Annotated in this window: 18 protein-coding genes; 10 read left to right on the forward strand and 8 right to left on the reverse strand. The window is 46.7% G+C overall.

From position 1 onward, the window contains the following. Nucleotides 1–202 precede the first annotated feature (202 nt). The gene (gene recG / locus RH86_RS10865) at nucleotides 203–2,281 is read left to right on the forward strand and encodes an ATP-dependent DNA helicase RecG (RefSeq protein ID WP_009386222.1); all 2,079 of its coding nucleotides are present in this window, start codon (nucleotides 203–205) and stop codon (nucleotides 2,279–2,281) included. Between the two features lie 278 nt (nucleotides 2,282–2,559). On the opposite strand, the gene RH86_RS10870 is transcribed toward recG, so the two are convergent. The 5 genes from RH86_RS10870 to RH86_RS10890 all read right to left on the reverse strand — a co-directional run bounded on the left by RH86_RS10870 (nucleotide 2,560) and on the right by RH86_RS10890 (nucleotide 8,805). Next, a complete protein-coding gene (locus RH86_RS10870; RefSeq protein WP_009386223.1) occupies nucleotides 2,560–5,205 on the reverse strand; it encodes a beta-N-acetylhexosaminidase in 2,646 nt (881 codons plus the stop codon). 551 nt (nucleotides 5,206–5,756) lie between these two features. Further along, nucleotides 5,757–6,584 (reverse strand): 3'(2'),5'-bisphosphate nucleotidase CysQ, encoded by an 828-nt coding sequence (gene cysQ / locus RH86_RS10875; protein WP_005596941.1) that lies wholly within the window; start codon nucleotides 6,582–6,584, stop codon nucleotides 5,757–5,759. Nucleotides 6,585–6,609: 25 nt separating this feature from the next. After that, nucleotides 6,610–7,158, reverse strand: a complete 549-nt coding sequence (gene nudE / locus RH86_RS10880; protein WP_009386224.1) for an ADP compounds hydrolase NudE — start codon at nucleotides 7,156–7,158, stop codon at nucleotides 6,610–6,612. Between the two features lie 244 nt (nucleotides 7,159–7,402). Continuing rightward, nucleotides 7,403–7,990 (reverse strand): Fe-S biogenesis protein NfuA, encoded by a 588-nt coding sequence (gene nfuA / locus RH86_RS10885; protein ID WP_005596938.1) that lies wholly within the window; start codon nucleotides 7,988–7,990, stop codon nucleotides 7,403–7,405. 107 nt (nucleotides 7,991–8,097) lie between these two features. After that, nucleotides 8,098–8,805 carry a ComF family protein gene (locus tag RH86_RS10890; protein WP_411572008.1) on the reverse strand — a complete coding sequence of 236 codons (708 nt, stop codon included), beginning with the start codon at nucleotides 8,803–8,805 and terminating at the stop codon, nucleotides 8,098–8,100. A gap of 112 nt (nucleotides 8,806–8,917) precedes the next feature. On the opposite strand from RH86_RS10890, the gene bioH reads away from it, so the two are divergent. Next, nucleotides 8,918–9,760, forward strand: a complete 843-nt coding sequence (gene bioH, locus RH86_RS10895) for a pimeloyl-ACP methyl ester esterase BioH (RefSeq protein ID WP_038219590.1) — start codon at nucleotides 8,918–8,920, stop codon at nucleotides 9,758–9,760. Nucleotides 9,761–9,851: 91 nt separating this feature from the next. After that, nucleotides 9,852–10,322 (forward strand): hypothetical protein, encoded by a 471-nt coding sequence (locus RH86_RS10900; protein WP_005596930.1) that lies wholly within the window; start codon nucleotides 9,852–9,854, stop codon nucleotides 10,320–10,322. 131 nt (nucleotides 10,323–10,453) lie between these two features. Here the strand turns inward: RH86_RS10900 and RH86_RS10905 are convergent, their stop codons facing one another. Continuing rightward, on the reverse strand, nucleotides 10,454–12,784 hold the full coding sequence (locus RH86_RS10905) for a Tex family protein (RefSeq protein ID WP_009386228.1): 2,331 nt from the start codon (nucleotides 12,782–12,784) through the stop codon (nucleotides 10,454–10,456). A gap of 143 nt (nucleotides 12,785–12,927) precedes the next feature. Further along, a complete protein-coding gene (locus tag RH86_RS10910) occupies nucleotides 12,928–13,860 on the reverse strand; it encodes a LysR family transcriptional regulator (protein ID WP_009386229.1) in 933 nt (310 codons plus the stop codon). Nucleotides 13,861–13,980: 120 nt separating this feature from the next. Here RH86_RS10910 and RH86_RS10915 point away from each other — a divergent pair, with 120 nt between their 5' ends. Beyond that, on the forward strand, nucleotides 13,981–14,418 hold the full coding sequence (locus RH86_RS10915) for a carboxymuconolactone decarboxylase family protein (protein ID WP_009386230.1): 438 nt from the start codon (nucleotides 13,981–13,983) through the stop codon (nucleotides 14,416–14,418). 107 nt (nucleotides 14,419–14,525) lie between these two features. Here RH86_RS10915 and greB read toward each other — a convergent pair whose 3' ends face one another. Then, on the reverse strand, nucleotides 14,526–15,014 hold the full coding sequence (greB, locus tag RH86_RS10920; RefSeq protein WP_009386231.1) for a transcription elongation factor GreB: 489 nt from the start codon (nucleotides 15,012–15,014) through the stop codon (nucleotides 14,526–14,528). Between the two features lie 298 nt (nucleotides 15,015–15,312). Here greB and RH86_RS10925 point away from each other — a divergent pair, with 298 nt between their 5' ends. The 6 genes from RH86_RS10925 (at nucleotide 15,313) to RH86_RS10950 (ending at nucleotide 22,445) form a co-directional block, all read left to right on the forward strand. Then, nucleotides 15,313–15,867, forward strand: coding sequence for a phosphoribosyltransferase (locus RH86_RS10925; RefSeq protein ID WP_009386232.1), 555 nt, complete (start codon nucleotides 15,313–15,315; stop codon nucleotides 15,865–15,867). A 156-nt stretch (nucleotides 15,868–16,023) separates the two neighbouring features. Then, entirely contained in the window at nucleotides 16,024–16,743 is a 720-nt protein-coding gene (gene ompR / locus RH86_RS10930; protein WP_005596925.1) for a two-component system response regulator OmpR, read from the forward strand. Nucleotides 16,744–16,842: 99 nt separating this feature from the next. Continuing rightward, complete coding sequence (envZ, locus tag RH86_RS10935) at nucleotides 16,843–18,165, forward strand: two-component system sensor histidine kinase EnvZ (RefSeq protein ID WP_009386233.1); 1,323 nt, start codon at nucleotides 16,843–16,845, stop codon at nucleotides 18,163–18,165. Between the two features lie 226 nt (nucleotides 18,166–18,391). Continuing rightward, nucleotides 18,392–19,789: a diaminopimelate decarboxylase gene (gene lysA, locus RH86_RS10940; RefSeq protein ID WP_009386234.1), complete on the forward strand. Its 1,398-nt coding sequence runs from the start codon at nucleotides 18,392–18,394 to the stop codon at nucleotides 19,787–19,789. Between the two features lie 58 nt (nucleotides 19,790–19,847). Continuing rightward, nucleotides 19,848–21,293, forward strand: a complete 1,446-nt coding sequence (locus tag RH86_RS10945; protein WP_009386235.1) for an APC family permease — start codon at nucleotides 19,848–19,850, stop codon at nucleotides 21,291–21,293. A 45-nt stretch (nucleotides 21,294–21,338) separates the two neighbouring features. Further along, nucleotides 21,339–22,445, forward strand: coding sequence for an alanine/ornithine racemase family PLP-dependent enzyme (locus tag RH86_RS10950; RefSeq protein WP_009386236.1), 1,107 nt, complete (start codon nucleotides 21,339–21,341; stop codon nucleotides 22,443–22,445). The last annotated feature ends 35 nt before the right edge of the window (nucleotides 22,446–22,480 follow it).

Below are 22,480 nucleotides of genomic sequence, written 5' to 3' on the forward strand. Positions count from 1 at the left end.
GCGCTTCGCTTCGAGAAATAGATTTAGAAGCGATAGCATTCCGTTACGAGAATTGGGAACTTCTAGCCCCTTCTCGACTCTCGATTCTCGATTCTTTACTTTTCTCTCGCTTCTCAGCTCTGCTTTTGCGCACTCACTTTCCCCTGTACAAAAACACAGCCAAATGGTTAACTAGCTTTATCTTCGTTAACGAGCCTGTGTTATGTCGCAACTTCTTTCTGCTGTTCCTCTTACTTCCCTGACGGGTGTTGGTGCCAAGGTGGCCGAGAAGCTCGAAAAAGTTGGCCTCAACAGCGTGCAAGATCTGCTGTTTCACCTACCACTGCGTTACGAAGATCGCACTCGCGTTTACCCAATGATCAAACTGCATGCCGGCCTATGGGCAGCAGTGCAAGGTAAAGTGATGAGCGCTGATACCCTATTTGGTAAACGCAAAATGCTGACGGTGAAAATCAGTGATGGCAATGGCACGGTTGCGCTGAAGTTTTTTAACTTTACCGCCGGCATGAAAAACAATTTTACCGAAGGCAAAATCGTCCACGCCTATGGCGAAATCAAACGCGGTAACTACGGTTTGGAAATTATCCATCCCGATTACAAGTTCTACGCGCCCAACCAGCCAGCAGAAACCGAACAAAGCTTAACGCCCGTCTATCCAACCACTGATGGCCTACGCCAACTGACCTTGCGGAACTTAACCGATCAAGCGCTCGCTTTATTAGACAAAGCCGCGGTGCAAGAACTACTGCCCAATGGACTCTACCCACAGCAAATCACTCTTGCTCGCGCATTGCATACCATTCATCGTCCAACACCAGATATCGATTTGGCGCAGTTTGATGAAGGCAAACATCCCGCGCAGATTCGTTTGATCATGGAAGAGCTGCTGGCTCAAAATCTCTCGATGCTCGCCGTGCGTAGCAAAGGCCAACAAGATGTGGCGCTCGCGCTGCCGGCGGTCAATCAACTTAAACAGCAATTGTTAGCGCAACTGCCCTTCTCGCCCACCAATGCGCAAGCGCGAGTGGTGGCTGAGATCGAACAAGATCTGGCAAAGCCACATCCTATGATGCGCTTAGTGCAAGGCGATGTTGGCTCAGGTAAAACCTTAGTCGCAGCATTAGCGGCGGTGCGTGCGATAGAACACGGATACCAAGTGGCGTTGATGGCTCCGACTGAACTACTGGCCGAACAACACGCGATCAACTTTGCTCAATGGTTCGACTCAATGGGCATCAAGGTCGGTTGGCTGGCTGGTAAACTCAAAGGCAAAGCCAAAGAGGCGCAACTGGCTACGATCGCCAGTGGAGAGGCACAAATGGTGGTTGGTACTCATGCTCTGTTCCAAGAGCATGTCGCTTTCCATAATCTAGCTTTAGTTATTATTGATGAACAGCACCGTTTTGGTGTCCACCAGCGTTTAGAACTGCGCGCCAAAGGCGAAAAGCAAGGCAGTTTCCCACATCAGTTGATCATGACCGCGACACCAATTCCGCGTACTTTAGCGATGACTGCTTATGCCGATCTAGAAACCTCGGTGATTGATGAACTACCACCGGGCAGAACCCCAATTCAAACTGTTGCGATCCCTGATACCAAACGTGATGACATCATCGAACGCGTACGCAATGCCTGCTTAAACGAAGGTAAACAAGCTTATTGGGTATGTACCTTGATTGATGAATCAGAAGTACTCGAAGCCCAAGCGGCAGCGGATACCGCCGAAGAGCTGCAACGTATCCTACCTGATGTCAAAATTGGTTTAGTGCATGGCCGCATGAAGCCAACCGAGAAACAGGCTGTGATGAAAGCGTTCAAAGATAACCAGTTGCACCTTCTGGTTGCCACCACCGTAATTGAAGTCGGTGTGGACGTGCCAAACGCCAGTTTGATGATCATTGAAAACCCAGAGCGCTTAGGTCTGGCACAATTACACCAATTACGCGGCCGTGTAGGCCGAGGAACCGTCGCAAGCCATTGTGTATTGCTATATCACTCCCCACTATCAAAAACCGCTCAGAAGCGCTTAGGCGTGCTGCGAGAAAGTAACGATGGCTTTGTGATTGCACAGCGCGATTTGGAAATTCGTGGCCCGGGCGAACTGCTTGGCACTAAACAGACTGGTATGGCCGACTTTAAGATCGCTGACTTGGTGCGTGATCAACGCTTAATCCCCGAAGTTCAGCGCATTGCACGTCATATTCACGACCAGTACCCACACAATGCCAGCGCGATCATCGAACGTTGGCTAGGTGAGCGCGACATTTACGCCAAGGCTTAGAGCATAGCTAAAACGCTAAAGCACTAACGCAATTGTCATTCCCTACCGCGCGACAGCGCGTGATAGGGAATCCATCTTTTCTTAACGTATGTATTTAATAAGATTCCCTATCACGTTCGTTCCTCACTGTAGGGAATGACATTAATTGGACCTCAAACCGAACCGCGCACCATCATTCTGCACAACTGACTCAGTCCGCATTGTTTCACACATAAAAAAAGGCCCTGCATTAAGCAGGGCCTTGGCTTACCAACAACATAAATTTGCTTGTTCAGTGATTACTTCACTGATGTCACGCGGCTTGCTTTCTCACCGGTGGCTGAAACAGAACGAATGAAGACTTCACCTGTTACTGCAGGACGTTGACTGTCTGCGTAAGTTAGCCAGTTGTCACCATCGATTGAGTATTGCAGCTCAATACCAGGGAACGCACTGTTCATTGCCAACTTGCCGTTTTCAATTTTCGCACCCGGTACTGGTAGACGGTAATCAATGCCCGCTTTTTCTAGTTTCGCCAGTTCACGTTGACCTAATACGTTCGCAAAGCGGTTGTAATCTTGATTACGTGCTTCTTTGTCGACTAGGTTGGTGTTTTGCGAGTATTCAACGCCCACTTGGTAGTCGTTTTCCCACTCAGCTTCATGCCAAGCACGCTCAGCGGCTGCAAGTACGCGAGGGAATACCATGTATTCGTATTGCTCATCAGTACGCACAGTTTCAGACCAAAGTTGCGCTGATAGACCGTAGAACGGTTTCGCTTCAATGGTGCCTTTACCAGTGAAACCATTACCATCGCGGTCTAAAGAGGTTTCCGCGTTTTGTGGCATGTTTTCCGGTGCAAAACCAAACATCTTACGAGTATCGGTTGCACGAGTTGCCCAGTAGTAACCGCGCTCTTGAGGATCCGCTTCGTACGGCATGTCCATGTAAACGTAGTCTGGGTTAGAAACAATTACGTCGTAGCCTTTTTCAGACCATTCATACACTGAAGACGTACCGCCCCAGTAAAGAACATCCCAGAAGTTTACGCGGGTATTTTCGGTTGCGAAGGCTTTCTCGCCACCTTCACTGTATTTCAAGCCATCTTGCCAAGCTTGGAAGTTCGGAATGCCTTTCTCGGCAACAATCTTCGACACTTCTTCCGCAAAGTAACTTGGTAGATGGCCGTAATCGCTCACTGTACCGTTTTCAATTAGGGTCTTACATTGTGGCGATTTGGCGAATGGCTTGTCTTGTTGAGACAGGTCAATCGTGCCTTTCCAGTTTACTTTATCTTGTGCATTTACATCTTGGAAGCCTGCGCCTAACTTGATGTTCTTCGCTTCATCACCACCAAAGTGCCATGTGGTTAGAGGCGCACCAGCTTCGGTGTGCATCGCCGCAACTTCAGAGATCACTTTGTCGACAAAACGCGTTGAAGAATCAAGACACGGGTTGATAAAGCTGTGCTTATCGTAGAACTGAACCGTGGTGACGTTCGAGCTATCTTGCGGGTCCATCAAACGGTATTCGTTCGCTTGTTCTGTTTGGCCAGCAGCCATCAGGCGATCGTAACGCGCTTCCATTGATACAACCGCAGAACGCGCGTGCGCTGGCATATCAATTTCAGGAATCACTTCAATATTACGAGCTTTCGCGTACTTCAGGATTTCAACGTAATCGGCTTTGCTAAAGTAGCCTGAGCCAAAGTTATCCGAAGTAGGACCAGAACCTAACTGTGGTAACAGACATTGTTGCTCATCAAGGTCAAAGCAACGCTGGCCGCCGATATCAGTTAACTCAGGAAGGCCTGGAATTTCTAAACGCCAACCTTCATCATCCGTTAAGTGAAGGTGCAGCTTGTTCATCTTGTAAGCCGCCATTTGGTCTAGCGTGGCTAGAATGGCATCTTTACTGTGGAAGTTACGCGCCACATCCACCATCACACCACGGTAATCAAAGCGTGGCGCATCAATGATGCGGATTTCTGGTAGTGTCGCCTCTTCGCCAACAAGGCCAAAGATTGATTGTACGCCGTAGAACAGACCTGCTTGGTCAAAAGCAACGATCTTAATGCCCTGCTCGCCAATCACTAACTCGTAAGCACCCGCTTTCGCTAGGTTCTCTGGGAATTCACTCGGAACAATCTGGGTCTCAACCGCAAGCTCACCTGCAAGGTTGATATCTAATAGTGCACCGCGTGCTTGTAATGCTTTAAATTGCTCAGCGCTGAACAACGCACTTGGTAGTGCAATGCCTTTCGCAACACTGACTGAACCTGTGCCCGCTTCAACATGTAGCGGCGTTGGCAGCAATGTGGTTGATACGTCTTGCTGAGCAAGATCAGCGTTCTTCTCAAAGCGCGTCACAGCATTAGCAAAAACGTTGTTGTCATCTGGTGTACGTTTTAGGTTGTCACCTTCAAGGCCAGAAACAAAGCTAGAGACATCTTCTGTATTCAGCGATGCAATCATCTTAGGCTCAGCATCAGGTGCCGTCACAAATGCGCCCGGTAGAAAATCGGTCGCAAATAATTGCCAGTACTCACCAATCAAACCCAATTCAACTTTTTCACCAGCGGCGAAACCGTCGAACTTATCGGTTGGCTCAAGCTTGTGCAGATCACCCGTAACTCGAGTAACTTTGAACTGATCGCTATCCACGTCCAAAATCAAACGAATACTGTGGAAATAAATCGTCCAATCTTTTGCGTTAACCGCTTCACCTTGGTTTTCTAAGGTCATCATCACTTTATTACATGATGCCCATTCTGCGCCAAGAGCATCACAAGCTAAACCATCGTTAGCACCGTGATTGGTCAACACTTGATAATTGATATCTAAGTTATCTGCTAGTGAATCTACCACTTGTTGTGGGTTTTGCAGTGAAGAACAACCGGCCAAAGTTGCTAACACTGAAACTGCGATCAAAGTTGGTTTCAACATCTTACTCACCCTGTAAACACTTACCTAAACAAACAGCTAAAACAGCTGCACTTACCAAAAAAAGTAAATCCAATGACGTCAAAATATAGGGAGTTATTTTTCGCCGTAAAATTAATCGACGAAATTTGGTGATCCAGTTCAAATTGGCCAGTTAGACAAAAATATAAAAACTTTATTTTCAATAACTTAAGAGCAACGTCAAAATCATTAAAAATCTTTTGACGATATTTCTGCGATCCACATCACTCCCACTGATACATCAATCAATAACTTAACGCGTGAATTACGCCATTTTCACTTAATCAAAACGGCTTCTCGTTAAATTCTCTCAACAAAAACGTGAATAAGATCGCCATTTTGGCGTCGTCAACGCTCGTCAATATTATGATTTTGACGGTTTTTCTGGCTGAAAATATCAAGTTAAGCATGGCTGGATAGGACTTTTGTAGCAGTGTTGATGAGGAGATTCGCGCATAAAAAAGCTCGCCGCAGCGAGCTTATTGAACATAGTTACTAAACATAGGTATTGAATGAAAGCGATAAACGACGACTCAGTCTTTGACCAATAAAATATCGTGCCATGGCAGTTGTTCATCCCCCAGTACAATAAAGTTGGGGTTTTCTAATGTATCGCGCTCATTGTAAGAGAGCGGTTCAAGCAAGGTACTTAAAATGCGACCGCCCGCTTCTTCAACGATACATTGCGTCGCAGCAGTATCCCACTCACCGGTAGGACCTAGACGTAAGTAACAATCAACCGCGCCTTCAGCAACCAAGCAGGCTTTCAATGCGGCCGAGCCCAACGGCACCAAATCGTAGTTCCACGCGCTACTCATGCGATCGGTAATACGATTGATATCTTGGCGGCGACTGATCGCTATCGCGATAGGTTGCTGTGGCCCTTGATGTTTATGAGTGGTAATGCGTACGCTCTCACTCATATCAGGAATTTTCCACGCACCTTTGCCTTGGTAGGCATAGTAAGTCACGCCCGAAACTGGCCCATACACCACGCCCATGATTGGTTTATTATTTTCAATCAACGCAATGATGGTGGCGAAATCGCCACTACGTGCAATAAACTCTTGTGTACCATCGAGCGGATCCACCAGCCAGTAACGATTCCATTGCGAGCGTTGTTCTAAGCTAATATCCGCCGCCTCTTCCGACAGCACGGGAATGTCTGGTGTCAACTCAGACAACTTCTCAACAATAAACTTGTGCGCAGCAAGATCAGCACTGGTAACAGGTGTCGAGTCACTCTTGGTGTACGCTTCATACTGCTTAGTCTGATAGATATCTAAGATCAACTGACCTGCAGTACGCGCAATATCAATGACGGCAGGGAGGTGATGAGAAAGATCTGGGCTTATCGGCATAATAGTTCCTTGGGCTATGCACGTATTATGATTTTAAATATCGTAGAGCGAGCATCAATGCAGTAATACTGCGCGCTTCGCTAAAGTCGAGATGTGTTAGCAACTCTTCAGCTTGAGCCAATGGCCAGCGTACAACTTCAAGCGGCTCTGGCTCATCGCCTACCAGTTGTTCCGCATAGAGATCTTGACCGATAAATAAGGTCATTTTGCTCGAGAAATACGATGGCGCAAGCACCACTTCTTTTAATGGCACCAGTTGCTGAGCACCAAAGCCAATCTCTTCTTTTAATTCGCGATTCGCCGCTTCAATGGCGCTTTCACCGGGATCGATCAATCCTTTCGGAAAACCTAATTCATAGCGCTCAGTGCCGGCAGCGTATTCGCGCACCAACAAGAGATCACCCTGCTCTGTCACAGGCACAATCATCACCGCATGGCGGCCACTTGGGCGCATGCGCTCATAAGTGCGCTCTTCACCGTTACTAAAACGTAGCTCAAGCGCTTCAATCGAAAACAGTCGTGATTGTGCGACGGTCTGCTTAGCCAGAATTTCTGGTGGTGTCCGTTTGGCCACAATGTTTCTCCTTCTCTAAGCAATAGATTCTTAATATATGAGAAGACAATACGTTAGACCAGTTTCTCGGCCATCTAATTTGTATAAATCCGTACCAGTCGCCACATATCTCCCCCAGCCATGGTGAGATTCCATCACTTGGAGAGCCAAAACACGTAACAAATACTAGATACAAAAATGGAGCCCTAAGAGCTCCATTTGCACATTCATTCATCCTCGTTTAACGAGGATTGGTAGTGACTCATTAGTAATATGAGTGCTCACCACGGTCATGCTCAGTCGCATCGCGTACTGCAGTCAGTTCACCTTCGAACTGTTGTAGTAGCTCTTTTTCAATGCCATCTTTTAAGGTTACATCAACCATTGAACAACCGTTACAACCACCACCGAAAGCAACAATCGCAATGCCTTCTTCTGTGATTTCAACTAAGTTTACGTGACCACCGTGACCCGCTAGTTGAGGGTTCACTTGGGTTTGAATCGCGTATTCAACACGCTCAACCAGTGGTGCATCGTCAGCCACTTTACGCATTTTCGCGTTCGGTGCTTTTAGAGTTAGCTGTGAACCCATCTTGTCAGTGACATAATCAATTTCTGCATCGTCTAAGAATGGCAGGCTTAGCTCATCTACATAAGCAGATAGCATTGGGAATGTCAGTTCAGTATCAGTAGCTTCTACGGCTTCTGGCGGACAGTAAGAGACACCACACTCAGCATTTTGAGTTCCTGGATTTACCACGAACACACGAATGTTAGTGCCTTCAGGCTGCTGTGCAAGCAACTTGGCAAAGTGTTCTTGAGCGCTTTCAGTAATAGTAATTGTATTTGACACGACGAATACCTGAGTAATTTTGTAGGCTATTTGTTCACCATTCTACTCCTGAAAATTCTGAGATCTAGCCTTTTACGCATAATTGATCGTGCTGAGCTATAACCGAATCATTCAGGAGTACGGCAGATACAGTAAATATCAACACTTTTAACTCCAGCATCAAGTAGTAATTTGCATAATTGCTGCACAGTACTCCCTGTCGTCACTACATCATCAACAATCGCGACGGATTGAAGTTCAGTCACGCTTTTCGTCAGCGTAAATGCGCCACGTAAATTACGTTGTCGTTGCTGGCGATCCATACCCCGCTGTGAACGAGTAGCACGAGTACGCTTAAACAGTGCTCGGCAAGGAAGACCGAGTCGCTGCGCCAACGCTCGCGCTAGAAATTCACTTTGATTAAAGCCACGCCACAATTGCCGATGCCAGTGTAACGGTACATAAGTGATCATCTGAATATTTGGTTGGACTTGTAGAGCAAGCAGATCGGCCAATACCTCAACATAATGCAGCTGACGAGCAAACTTTAATTGCTGAACATAATCGGACAATGGCGGCGTGTAGTCACCAACACAATAGAGTTGCCGCCAAGGTGGCGGTTGCGACAAACAATGACCACATTGAGCAACCGGATGAAGCGTTGTCATACCACAACACTGGCAACGAGACGGTATGCTTAGTCCTTCCAAGCACGCTTGGCACAATAACCATGACCCAGGGCCTGGCTGGTCACGCCCCTCTATCGGCAGCAAACAGTGTTGGCAATAATGAGCCAGCACATGCTGTCTATTTTTCTGCCACCATTGGATTAACATGGACAGGGAGTTAACATAAGCAGGCTCCACTAATAAGTTACGTACATCGATGAATCACGTGGAATCACTTAGATAAAAACTTGATAGTGCCGCTTACTGCGCAGTCAAAAGGATGAATAAAGTGCGAGATACCGAGACAACCACACCAGCATTGCATTGGCAAACTCACGGCTCAGGGCCCGATCTGGTTTTGCTGCATGGCTGGGGAATGAATGGTGCCGTTTGGCAACAAACCGTCACGACATTAAGCCAACACTACTGTGTTCATGTGGTCGACTTACCCGGGTTTGGCCTGAGTCATCAAAGCCACTTTTCCACCATGGCAGATTTAACTGCACAAGTGCTGCTTGATGCGCCGAAACAAGCGATATGGCTCGGTTGGTCTTTAGGCGGCTTGGTGGCCTCTCACATTGCTTTGTACCATCCAGAACGCGCCTTAGGTTTAATCAGTGTTGCCAGCTCCCCCTGCTTCTCAGCCAAGCAAGCTAGTCGCGTTGATGAACAAGGCGATAACTCTGCACCGTGGCGAGGCATTCAAGCGAAAGTGCTCAGCGCTTTTACCGCGCAACTGATGGATGATTTTCAACTGACGATCGAGCGCTTTATGGCACTACAAGCCATGGGAAGTCCTTCGGCAAGACAAGATGTCAAAGCGCTGAAAAAAGCGGTGCTGTCGCGCCCATCTCCAAACCAACAATCGTTACTGTCCGGCTTAAATTTATTGGCTGAAATCGACTATCGTAGTCAACTCGCCAGCATTCGCGTTCCGACACTACGCTTGTATGGTCGCTTAGATGGTTTGGTGCCTATCAAGGTGGCGGAAGACGTGACAAAATTGATGCCCAACAGCCAAAGCTTTGTCTTTAATCAGTCATCTCACGCACCTTTCATGACTGAGCCTGAGGCCTTTTGCGCTCAAGTAATCGCCTTCCAAACGAACAAATTATTTGCATAAAACGCTAAATTTTTGACTCTCTCAGCCGATAGCTTATTCAACTGACAGAACGATAGCCATGTCAGTGGGCGAAGCTGAGGAGGTCTCGGTTATGATCGTGTCACCCACCAACGTGAGTGTGCCACTTATCGCCCCATCGGTTAACGTGCAAACAGAGCAAGCGGCGCGTGATAATAAAATTCGCGAGCCGATTATAGCCACGGTTGCACCAGCCAGAACTAATGCTGAACGCAAAATCAATTCAGATGATAAACGACGTCGCAATGCGGCTTGGGACCCATCTGAACATCCGAACTATGGCGCCGATGATGAGCACGCGATACTCGCCCCTCAACATGACCCGCCAGACAGTCCGTTAGATCGGTTGTTTGAACTGCTGTCTTTGGCCAGCTATAGCGAACAGCAAGGAAAAGGCTACGCAATGCGGTTTCGCTTACCAAAGCGCGTAATCGATGCAGCGATAACCGAAGGAAGAATGGCTAAACGGCGCGTAGTGATTAAGTTTCACTATGGACATGCTGTGGCACCAAACACACCTTCAGAGGTCATTGCGGTGTTGTAGTCGCTATATGTATCGGCCTAAATCCAAGAGATTGAATCCATACTCAGTGAATACCAAAAGACAAAAGCCCCACTCATTTGAGCGGGGCTTTTTTTTATTTTTAACCTGCACAAAAGCGCGAGCTAAGCCAATTAGCGTTTCGCTTTCGCAAAGGCAGCAGCAAACGCGCCACCCATAGCATTGTTGCCTGCCGGTTCTTCACGACGACGCTGTTGACCACCTTGTGGACGCGCTTGGTTTTGATTGTTACGCGGCTCAGAACTACGCTGAGTGCGATTGTCTTGTCCCGGCTCATCGTTAAGGCGCATGGAAAGGGCGATACGCTTACGCTGCACATCCACTTCCATCACTTTCACTTTCACAATGTCACCCGCTTTGACCACTTCACGCGGATCGGCAACATAACGATCGGTCAATGCAGAAATATGCACGAGACCATCTTGGTGAACACCGATATCGACGAAGGCACCAAAGTTGGCTACGTTAGAAACCACACCTTCCAACACCATGCCGACTTCAAGATCCGATACCTTTTCAACGCCTTCGGCAAAGGTTGCCGTTTTAAACTCAGGACGCGGATCGCGACCCGGCTTATCCAACTCTTTGATGATGTCGGTCACCGTTGGCAAACCAAAGCTGTCATTGGTGTAATCAACCGCATGCAAACCACGTAAGAATTCTGTATCACCAATCAAGCTCTTAACCGCTTTACTGTTCTTTTCAGCAATCGCTTTAACCACAGGGTAGGCTTCCGGGTGTACTGAAGACGCATCGAGTGGGTTTTTACCATCCATAATACGTAGGAAACCAGCACACTGTTCAAATGCTTTTGGCCCCAAACGCGCCACTTTTTTCAGCGTAGTACGCGCTTCAAAGCGACCATTCTCGTCACGGTAATCAACAATGTTTTGCGCCATGGTGGTAGACAAACCTGCCACGCGCGTCAACAAAGCGGCCGACGCAGTATTCACATCCACACCCACGGCGTTTACACAGTCTTCAACCACAGCATCAAGACGTTTTGCCAACATTGACTGGCTGACATCATGTTGGTACTGGCCCACACCGATCGATTTAGGATCGATTTTCACCAGTTCCGCCAATGGGTCTTGCAAGCGACGAGCGATCGATACTGCACCACGCAGCGACACGTCCATATTCGGGAACTCTTTCGCTGCCAATTCAGATGCCGAATACACCGATGCACCCGCTTCACTGACCATGATTTTTTGTACTTTCAGATTGCCACGAGCAATCAGATCGCCAACAAAGCTATCGGTTTCACGTGAAGCAGTCCCGTTACCAATCGCAATCAAGTCAACGTTGAACTTACGCACCAACTTATCGACCACTGCCATCGCTTGGTCGTACTGTTTTTGTGGTGGATGTGGGTAAATGGTTTCCGTCGTCAGCACTTTACCAGTCGCATCAACCACGGCAATTTTAGAACCAGTACGTAAACCCGGATCTAAGCCTAGTGTGGCGCGAGGGCCAGCAGGCGCCGCCATCAATAAATCTTTTAGGTTGGTGGCGAATACTTCAATTGCTTCGATTTCAGAACGCTCTTTTAGCGCCCCCATCAGCTCAGTTTCCATGTGCATCGAAACTTTGATGCGCCATGCCCAACTGATCACCTGCTTACGCCATGCATCAGCCGGCGCTTGGCTCAATGAAATGCCGTAGTGATCTGCAATTAACGTTTCACAGTAAGATTGGCGTACGCCTTCTTCTTGCGCCGGATCAGCATTCATTGCCAGAGTCAGAAAGCCTTCATTACGACCACGTAGCATTGCTAATGCACGGTGTGATGGCACCTTGCTCAACGCTTCATTGTGCGCAAAGTAATCTTTGAACTTCTCACCCGCTTGCTCTTGGCCTGTCACCACGCGCGAGGCCAATTCAGCATGGCGCGTTAAGTAACTGCGTACTTTTTCTAGTAAGTTGGCGTCTTCCGCAATGCGCTCCATGATGATCGCACGTGCGCCGTCGAGTGCCGCTTTATTATCCGCGATACCTTTATCGGCAGAGACGTATTTTTCCGCTTCGCTCTCAGGTTCAGTTTGTGGATGATTCCACAGCGCATCCGCTAATGGCTCAAGGCCCGCTTCAATTGCAATTTGACCTTTAGTACGGCGCTTAGGCTTGTATGGCAGGTATAAATCTTCCAAACGAGTTTTGCTGTCCGCTTGTTGAATCTCTTGCTCTAACGCGGCCGTTAGCTTGCCTTGATCTTGAATCGATTTCAGAATCGTCTGGCGACGATCGTCCAACTCACGCAGATAGGACAAGCGGCTATCTAAATTACGTAATTGGGTATCATCCAATCCACCCGTTACTTCTTTGCGGTAACGAGCAATAAAGGGAACCGTATTGCCGTCGTCAATTAAGTTAACCGCGGCAGTCACTTGCTCAGGGCGAACATTCAGTTCTTGAGCAATCAATTTACAGATAGCTTGGCTCATCCGTTGAATCTCTATTTTAAAAGGTGTTTGAGTATATATTAGGGCGAATCGTAAAAAATCCAGCTTCGTGTCAATATTGCCTGCTTGTTAAGTTAAAAGTTGACGGTTCGCACTTACCATCCCCTCATATTTTGTGTTTAGCGCTATTTTACCTTTAGATTATGATCGGCAAGTTCAGCAAGCAGAAAATCTAACCAAGCGCGAACATGTGGTTTGGGATATTCCGACCCTTTATAGATCGCGTAAATTTCACCACTGCCTCCTTCACCATGACTGGCGATCCAATCTGGCAGAACCTCCACCAACTGTCGGGATTGCAAATATGGCTCGACCATCCAGGTGGAGAGCAATAACAACCCTGAACTTTGCAAAGCCGCACTCAACAGTGGTGAACCGCCTCTTGACGCCAAATTACCACTCACTGGGATCCGGCGCTGTTGCGCTGTCTGTGGTGATTGATGCAGGCGATGAGCAAAATAGAAATAGTGTCGCTGGCGAGATTGGCTGATCAGCAAACAGTTATGTTGTTGCACATCTTCGGGCTGCTCAATAGGTGGGTGAGAATTCAGATAGTCTGGTGTCGCCACCAAAGCGGTGAGGTTGTCCATCAACTTACGCGCTTTCAAACTGCTGTCTTGCGGCGTGCCAATGCGAATCGCAACATCGACATTCTCACGATTCAAATCGACTACATTATTATCTAGATCAAGCTCAACCGAGACTTTCGGGTAGCGAGCAAGAAAACGCGGCAAGATCGGCGCGAGCACCAAGTTACCAAAGCTTTCAAAGACCGAGATACGCAGCGTACCTTGTGGCTCGGCGCGATCACCTTTCATCTCACTGATCAGCTTATTAGTTTCTGCCACTATTTTACTTGATTGCTGGTAGAAGTATTCGCCCTCTTGGGTTAGCGAAACATGTCGTGTACTGCGACGAAACAATGTTGATTGCAACCGATGCTCGAGATTATCAATCGCTCTTGATACCGAGGACGGCGCCATGTTGAGTGCGCGTCCCGCTTGGGAAAAGCTGCCTGACTCAACCACTTGTTCGAAGATTTTTATTTGATGTAGCATTTATCACCTTTGCAAAATACGCAAAACTCATTTAGCCACAAGTGCGGTTCTGCTCGTTGCCAGTTTAGCGCACAATTCTCCCCGTCGCTGAGACAGTTCAAGTAAATAAAGGGCAACATTATGAGCAACCGTATCGATATCGCACAAATCCAACCTCAAGCACTACAAGCCTTACTAGGTATAGAAAACTACCTTAGTACGGTGACTCTCAGTGCCGAACTAAAAGAATTGATCAAACTAAGAGCCTCGATGATTAACCAATGCGCTTACTGTATCGAAATGCACAGCAAACAAGCATTAGTTTTAGGTGTGGATGCACAGAAGATCTTTGCACTTTCCGCATGGAAGGAATCACCTCGCTTTGAGGAAAAAGAACAAGCATTGCTGCAACTGGTCGATGAAATGACCCTAATCCAGCAAAACGGTGTCGCAGAATCAACCTACCAAGCATGCATCGACCATTTGGGAGAACAAGGCGTTGCAGAAGCGATGATGCAAATCATCATGATAAACGCGTGGAACCGTTTTGCACTCGCGAGCAAGATGCAACACGTATAAAGCGTCCATGCATGATGGCTTATGCATAACAATCAAATGCTAACGCAGACAAAAAACGGAGCTTAAATAACAGCTCCGTTTAAAGTTGTTCGAACAGTCAAACCAGACTATTGCTGCACGCTAGTATCGTATTCAATCGAATTGATAAACCACTCTTTTTCACCTTCTGGTGTGCGCACGACAAATTCATCATCGATTTCTTTTTTCAATAACGCCCGCGCCATCGGTGAATCAATCGAGATATAACCTTTCGCATCACCATAGATTTCATCTGGCCCAACGATGCGGAATTTTTTACAGTCTCCCGCTTCGTTCTCAATCTCCACCCAAGCACCGAAGAACACTTTACCTTCCTGTTGAGGAGAGTAGTCGACCACCGTGACCTGCTCTAAACGCTTACGTAAAAATCGCACCCGACGGTCTATCTCACGCAAACGCTTTTTGTTGTACTGATAGTCTGCGTTTTCGCTGCGATCGCCTAAGCTCGCCGCCCAAGTCACTTTTTTAGTCACTTCAGGACGATCTTCACGCCAGAGGTAGTCGAGCTCTTTTTTAAGGCGATTGTAGCCTTCACGGGTGATCAGGTTAGTTCTCACGATTGTTATCCATCACGATTAGTATCTGTTGATTGTCGCTGTTTTTTTATCACAGGCAATAGTTAACATGCATCGGCGAGATAAATTGCTCTGCAAATAGACGCGATAAACGCGCCAATCCAGAGATAAAAAGAGCAAAACCTTCCTGATTTGAGCAAATTCATCCGGTAGAAAATGCCTCGCCAATCACGATATAGCGCCAAATTAGGAACAACTGTGCGACACTTTGTTCTGTTTTATCACACTGACAATTGTCCCATGATAAGCCTCAATACTGCGCTTAATGAGGAAAGAACAGATGGGCAATGAAATGACCGCGCCAATACACAATTTCATCGGCGAGACCGTCCTAACTGAACAACAGATCAGTCAAGGTGTGAGTCAAGTCGCTCATCAATTACAGCAGCATTTTGCCAATGAAAATGTAGTGTTTGTCGCCATGGTGCCTGGTGGCATTTTATTTACCGCCGACCTAATGCGAAAACTCAGCACCAACGTAAAACTGGATTATGTCTCTTGCTACCATACCCCAGGTTGTAGCAACAATAGCTCTGACATTATTTACCAGCAAAATGTCTCAATCCAAGATGCTCATGTGGTGTTGCTCGATGATGCAATTGAAAGTGGTGGCACCATGAAGCGTGTCGCGGCCTTTTTTGCCCAACAAGATGGGGTTAAATCGGTTTCTATCGCCACCTTGTTTGTTAAACCAGGTCGAATTGACATCCCGTATCGTCAGTTCTTTGCTTATGAAATGGAGAATGACGACCTGTTAATTGGTTATGGTTTGCCTTGGCAAGATCGTTTTCGCAACTTACCTTATGTCGCTAAATTAATTGTAGAAAACGCATAATGACTTACCTAAAGGACACCAATAAGTGCCCATCATCGTGAGCTGACTCAGTAAAACGTAAGCAGACGCTAAAATTGTAACAATTTGGGCAAGCACGCTTGGCCAAACAGTGATACATTTTTGCCTATATGCTTTGCTTTTGATTAAGGTGTTTCAATGCAAGAAATTCATAAAATTCTGGTCGTAGATGACGATGCCCGTTTACGTGCGCTATTGGAGCGATACCTATCTGAGCAAGGTTTTCAGGTACGTAGCGTTGCCAACGGCGAACAGATGGACCGCCTACTAACGCGTGAAAACTTCCATCTTATGGTGCTGGATTTGATGCTGCCGGGTGAAGATGGCCTGTCGATTTGTCGTCGCCTACGCAATGCTAACAATGAACTTCCTATTCTTATGCTAACGGCAAAAGGCGATGAAATTGATCGCATCGTCGGCTTAGAAGTGGGCGCAGATGATTACCTGCCAAAACCATTTAACCCACGCGAACTGCTCGCCCGCATCAAAGCGGTATTGCGTCGCCAAACCATTGAACTGCCTGGCGCGCCAAGCTCTGAAGAGTCAATTGTTGAGTTTGGTGAGTTCCGCCTAAACTTAGGTACGCGTGAAATGTATCGTGGTGATGAAGCGATGCCACTGACGTCTGGTGAGTTTGCGGTATTAAAAGCCCTAGTAACCAACGCACGCGAACCGCTTTCTCGCGATAAGTTAATGAACATGGCTCGTGGCCGTGAATACTCGGCGATGGAACGTTCTATCGATGTTCAGATCTCGCGTCTACGTCGCATGCTGGAAGTTGACCCAAGCAAACCACGCTATATTCAAACCGTGTGGGGCTTAGGCTATGTTTTTGTCCCTGATGGCAAAGAAGCATAAACCCACATTGATTCAATTTAGTGCGAGCTTTAGGCTCGCACTTTTTATCTTGCTGGACGAAAACCCAATAATAACTCCTATCACCAATAGGCGACGACTATGCGCATTCGCAGCTCCTTTACTCAATCCCTTGTCCTGTTCATCACACTACTGATTGCTAGCCAAGTCTATTCTTACTACGCGGTCTTCAACTATGCGTTACTGCCTAGCTTGCAGCAGTTTAATAAAATCCTCAGCTATGAAATCAACTTGATGTTGGATGACTCTGACGATCTTGAAAATGGCTTGGTGATGGATGCACCGCTGCGCCGACAAATTCTCGAACAGCTCGGGGTGACCATTCACGCCAAAGACAGCGATCTGGCCGATGAATTTCGTCATGCGATCAGTATTGACTTGATGAGTGAAGAGATGACGCAAACACTCGGCACGCAAGCTGATGTGCGCATGGTCTTGGGTGAAGAAAGCTATGTGTTATGGATGAGCCTTGAGTCACTGCCTGATTCTCTGATCCGCATTCCACTCTCCGAGCTACAAGAAGAAGATTTTGCGCCACTGTTTCGCAATAGCTTAGTGATGGCGCTGCTGATCATTGCCGGTGGTTGGTTATTTATTCGCTTACAAAACCGGCCTCTGCTCGCACTTGAGCGCGCGGCAAAAGGGGTTGGCCGTGGCGAAATTCCACCCCCATTAGCAGAAAAAGGCACCTCAGAGATCCGCTCCGTGACGCGTGCTTTCAATCAAATGTCGAAAGGCATTCAAGCGTTAGAAGAAGATCGTGCCTTGTTAATGGCCGGTATCAGCCACGACTTACGCACGCCGTTGACTCGTATTCGCTTAGCGACGGAAATGATGTCACCACAAGATAGCTACCTTGCAGAAGGGATTATTAGCGATACCGAAGAATGTAATGAAATCATTAGCCAATTTATGGATTACCTCAAACCGGTTAATCGTGAATCTTTTGGTGAGGTAGACCTCAACGATATCTCACAAGACTTAGCGAACTCGGAAGGCAACCGCCATCATATTGAGATTGAAACGCTGTTAAGCAATTTAAAACCGGCTTTTGGTAGCCCAATCGCAATCAAGCGCGCGGTGAGTAACTTAGTGGTCAACGCCGTACGCTACGGCAATGGTTGGGTGAAAATCTCGACCGGAATGACCGCAGACAACAAACTGTGCTGGGTGTGTATTGAAGATAATGGCCCGGGGATTGCCAAAGACCAAGTGGCGAAACTGTTTGAACCCTTTACTCGTGGTGACACAGCGCGTGGCAGCGAAGGAACAGGGCTTGGCCTCGCCATCGTCAAACGCATTGTTAGCCAACACAATGGTTCAGTGGTGGTTAACAATCGCAGCGAAGGCGGCTTAAAAGTACAAGTGAGCTTTCCCGTAGCACCATCAAGTTCACGTAAATAGCACCAGATAGCTCCTACTAGGGGCTTTTTTTCTAACGAAAATCAATAACGAATTTTGGTTAATTCGCCACAAAACCCGTTAAATACCAAATTTTTAGTTATAGTAGATCTAGTTAACAATTTAATATAAGTCATTGTATTTAAATGATTTTATTTTATTTTAAAATTGGCACACTTTCTGCTCTAAGGGAAATGTCTCCAAGACAAACTTTAGAAAGGAATTAATAATGTCTGATTTTGAAATGAACAACTTTAACCTACAACGCGAAAAAATCATTGAGCAGGATCGCCGCTTTAAGACCATCGATAACAAGCTTCATTTCGAAGGTGTAGAGCTAGAATCACTAGCAAAAAAATACGGTACACCACTTTACGTTTACTCTGAGCATGAAATTATTCGTAACATTCGCGAAATCGAAGCGGCATTCTCAGCACACAAAAACACCAAGACATTCTTTGCTTCAAAAGCATGTTCTGTCATGTCAGTACTAAAAGCTATCAAAGACGCCGGCATTTATGCTGAAGCAAACTCTATGTACGAAGTGCGCAAGTGTCTTGAAATTGGCTTCCCTGGCTCACAAATCGTATTCAACGGCGTAGTTAAAAAGCCAGCCGATCTTGAATACGCGATTGCTAACGAACTTTACCTAATCAACGTCGACAGTATCTACGAGTTAGACCATATCGATGCAATCTCTCGCCGCCTAGAGAAAGTCGCTAACGTCTGTGTACGCGTTGAACCAAACGTACCATCAGCAACTCACGCTGAGCTTGTAACTGCGTACCATGCAAAATCGGGCCTTGACCTAGAACAAGCGGAAGAAACTTGTCGCCGCATTATCGAAATGCCATTCGTTGCGCTGAAAGGTCTACATATGCATGTGGGCGACCAAGTACCAGAAGCAGAACCATTTGCCAAAGCAACCAAAGTGATGGTGGATGAGTGCCGTCGTTTGGAAGAAAAGCTCGGCATCCAGTTCGAACTAATCAACGTTGGTGGTGGTATCCCAACGCCATACAAATATGACGAAGAGAATGGTAATCCGCTAGAAGATAACATGTATGCGGGTATCACATCACAAGACTTCGCCGATGCCATCATTTCTGAAGTTCACAAATGGCGTGAAGATATCGCGATCGTTATCGAACCAGGGCGTAAAGTTGTCGGTTCAGCAGCGGTACTTCTAACTGAAGTGTCATGCGAAAAAACCAAAACTTTCTATGACTTAGATGGCAACGTAGAGCAACTAGTCGATTGGACATTCGTTGACGCAGGTTACAGCCAACTGTCTGATAGTCAACACTTTAACTGGTTCTTCTATGTATTCAACGCATCAAAAGTAGCAGCAGAACACGACAAATACGTGAAACTAGCTGGCCCTCTATGTGATGGTGGTGATTATTTCCATGTGGGCATCAAAGAAGAATTCTTTGCGGTACCAAACAACACTGAAATTGGTGATGTGATGGTATTCCTCGATGCTGGTGCTTACACCATTGAAAGCCAAACTGTATACAACAACCGTCCTCGTACTGCCGTTGTGATGATTGATAAAGAAGGCAGTGACCGCCTAATCCGTCGCGAAGACACTTATGAAGACATCGTAGGTCAAGATATCTACTAATCCTCATCAATTGATCCCGTGCATCACACGGGATCTTTGAAAGAATAAGGACGTTGTTATGTCAGAAAACAAAAACTTAATGGGAACCAAAGAAGCCGTTTTTATGGCCGTTGCTGCTGTATTAGCTTTGCGTTCTATTCCTATGGTTGCGGGCTATGGCCCATCGGCTATTGCCATTTGGTTGGTCGCCGCACTATTTATGATCATCCCACTGTCCATGGTGTGTGGTGAACTAGCCACCGGTTGGCCAAAAGACGGTGGTATCTTTGTTTGGGTAAAAGAAGCATTCGGCGCTCGCGTCGGTTGGGTTTCAACTGTTTGCTTTCTATTTTCTTGCGTCGTGTTTTTCCCATTAATGCTGCAATTTGGTTTTGCAGCGGTAAGCGGAAACCTACTGTCACCTGAAATTGCTGAAAACAAAGTGTTTATTGGGGTCGGTTCGGCGGTAATTTTCTGGGTACTAACGCTAATCAATATGCGCGGCCTTAAATTCACCAACATCGTTAATAGTCTATCGGTGTATTTAGGCATCTTCATTCCAGCAGCCATTATCGGTTTAATTGCGATTTACTGGCTAGTTTCTGGCCGCCCAATGCAAACCGATTATGTTTCTGAAGCGGCTAGCTTCATCCCAGACTTCTCTAAGCTGTCAAATATCGTGTTGGCTTCTTCTGCAATGTTTGCCTTTGCAGGCTTAGAAGTAACCGGCATGGTTGCGGGCCGCATGAAAAACCCACAACGCGATTTCCCTCGCTCAATGATCATCGCATCACTGTTAATCGTGGGTATCTACACGTTGGCAACTGTCGCAATCAACACCATCTTCCCTGCAGGTCAATTGAACGTGGTCTCTGGCATAAGCCAATCCATTGATTTTGCTAGTAAAGAACTGGGCGTTCCATGGTTGTCTGGCGTGATCGGTGGCTGCTTATTCTTTGGCGCAATTGGTCAAATCAACTCATGGTTGGTAGGCCCGATCTACATGTTCCAAGAAGCCGCGACAGAAGCCAAAATTCTTGCGCCAAACAGTATTGCAGTAAAAATGCACCCAGTGCATGACACTCCTTACATGGCAATGATTATTCAAGCGATTCTAGTGACCATCATGTGTTTCTCTTCATTCTTAAGTGAATCACTTGAAGGCGCTTACTGGATTCTTTCTGCGATGACAACCGTATGTTATTTCGTACCTTACCTACTGATGTTCTCTGCATACATGGTATTGCGTAAGACTCGTATGGACGTACACCGCTCATTTGAAATTCCAGGCAAGGTACTGCCTTACGTAATTTCAAGCATGGGTCTGGCTTCAATCATCTTTGCGATCGCGATTCTATTCATTCCACCAGAAGGCATTGAGATGGGTAACTTCTGGCTTGATACGGCACAAATTTTTGGTGGTGCTGCGGTAGCAATCGTCTTCTCTGTGGTGCTGTATAACCGCGGTCAAAAACGCAATGCCTCCCCTGAGCACCAGCTCGTTCAAGAAAATATTAATGCTTAATGTTGTTAGGGAGAGGCTTCGCTTCTCCCTAGTTAAGGAGTCTGTATGTATAAGCCTACGCTTACAATTAATACCCGCAAGCTAAAAGAGAATACCCAAACGGCGATCAAAGATCTTGGTGAATTTGGCGTGTCGATGATGGCTGTAAACAAGGTGTTTAATGGCTGCCCTGAAACCGCACAAGCAGTGGTTGATGGCGGTGTTCAAGTGGTCGCGGAATCTCGCGTTTACAACCTAGAAAAAATCAAACACATCGATTGTTTAAAATGCCTACTTCGTAGCCCAGTATTAAGCGAGATTAAAGATGTGATTCGCTTAGCCGATTTAAGCTTAAACAGCGAAGAGACGGTGATTAGAGCCCTATCGTCAGAAGCAAAGAAACAAGATCGTCAACACGGTGTGTTGTTGATGATTGATTTAGGCGACTTACGTGAAGGGGTATGGTTTGAACACTACGAGCAAATCCTCAACCTGATCAATCTTATCGAATCACTCGACAACCTATACCTCTACGGTATTGGTTCGAACTTTAACTGCTACGGAACTGTATTACCAACCGTAACAAATGGTGAGATGCTTAAACGCATTAAAGCGCGTTTAGAGCGTGATCGAGGTCAGCCTATCCCACTGGCATCTGCGGGTAACTGTACCAGCTATCACCTGATGGATAAGGGCATTTGGCCTGAAGGGTTAGATCACCTTCGTCTTGGCGGCCTGCAAGAGTTTGGTATTGAATATGTCGAGATGAAATACCTCGATAATTACCACCATTCGCAAAAAGATGTCGGGTTAGCGTGCTCTGATATGTACATCCTTTCCGCTGAAATTATTGAACTCAATGCAAAACCAACGATACCGGTCGGCGAGTTGGGTGTCGATGCCTTCCTGAAAACTAAAGAGTTTGAAGATCATGGTACACGTAAACGCGCGCTGCTGGCGTTTGGTTTACAAGATGTCCCGCATGATGGTTGTCATCCATGTGACGATTCAATCAAGCTATTGGGGCAAACCAGTGACCACACTTTAGTAGATATTGAAGATTGTCAGCAAGCACTTAAAGTCGGTGACCGAATTGAGTTTGAACTGGACTACACTGCGCTACTCATGGCATGTCAAACCACTGGTGTTGAGTACCTATTTACTCAAGAGTAATCCGTAAAGGGAGCCTTACGGCTCCCACTTCGAGG

The sequence above is a fragment of the Vibrio sp. N418 genome (assembly GCF_000222565.1).
In the GTDB taxonomy this organism is placed as follows: Bacteria; Pseudomonadota; Gammaproteobacteria; order Enterobacterales; family Vibrionaceae; genus Vibrio; species Vibrio scophthalmi.

Bases quoted from the DNA above. Each gene is read 5' to 3' on its own strand.
- recG (WP_009386222.1), top strand. From the start codon at position 203: ATGTCGCAACTTCTTTCTGCTGTTCCTCTTACTTCCCTGACGGGTGTT.
- RH86_RS10870 (WP_009386223.1), bottom strand. From the start codon at position 5,205: ATGTTGAAACCAACTTTGATCGCAGTTTCAGTGTTAGCAACTTTGGCC.
- cysQ (WP_005596941.1), bottom strand. From the start codon at position 6,584: ATGCCGATAAGCCCAGATCTTTCTCATCACCTCCCTGCCGTCATTGAT.
- RH86_RS10890 (WP_411572008.1), bottom strand. From the start codon at position 8,805: ATGTTAATCCAATGGTGGCAGAAAAATAGACAGCATGTGCTGGCTCAT.
- bioH (WP_038219590.1), top strand. From the start codon at position 8,918: ATGAATAAAGTGCGAGATACCGAGACAACCACACCAGCATTGCATTGG.
- RH86_RS10900 (WP_005596930.1), top strand. From the start codon at position 9,852: ATGATCGTGTCACCCACCAACGTGAGTGTGCCACTTATCGCCCCATCG.
- RH86_RS10905 (WP_009386228.1), bottom strand. From the start codon at position 12,784: ATGAGCCAAGCTATCTGTAAATTGATTGCTCAAGAACTGAATGTTCGC.
- RH86_RS10910 (WP_009386229.1), bottom strand. From the start codon at position 13,860: ATGCTACATCAAATAAAAATCTTCGAACAAGTGGTTGAGTCAGGCAGC.
- RH86_RS10915 (WP_009386230.1), top strand. From the start codon at position 13,981: ATGAGCAACCGTATCGATATCGCACAAATCCAACCTCAAGCACTACAA.
- RH86_RS10925 (WP_009386232.1), top strand. From the start codon at position 15,313: ATGGGCAATGAAATGACCGCGCCAATACACAATTTCATCGGCGAGACC.
- ompR (WP_005596925.1), top strand. From the start codon at position 16,024: ATGCAAGAAATTCATAAAATTCTGGTCGTAGATGACGATGCCCGTTTA.
- envZ (WP_009386233.1), top strand. From the start codon at position 16,843: ATGCGCATTCGCAGCTCCTTTACTCAATCCCTTGTCCTGTTCATCACA.
- lysA (WP_009386234.1), top strand. From the start codon at position 18,392: ATGTCTGATTTTGAAATGAACAACTTTAACCTACAACGCGAAAAAATC.
- RH86_RS10945 (WP_009386235.1), top strand. From the start codon at position 19,848: ATGTCAGAAAACAAAAACTTAATGGGAACCAAAGAAGCCGTTTTTATG.
- RH86_RS10950 (WP_009386236.1), top strand. From the start codon at position 21,339: ATGTATAAGCCTACGCTTACAATTAATACCCGCAAGCTAAAAGAGAAT.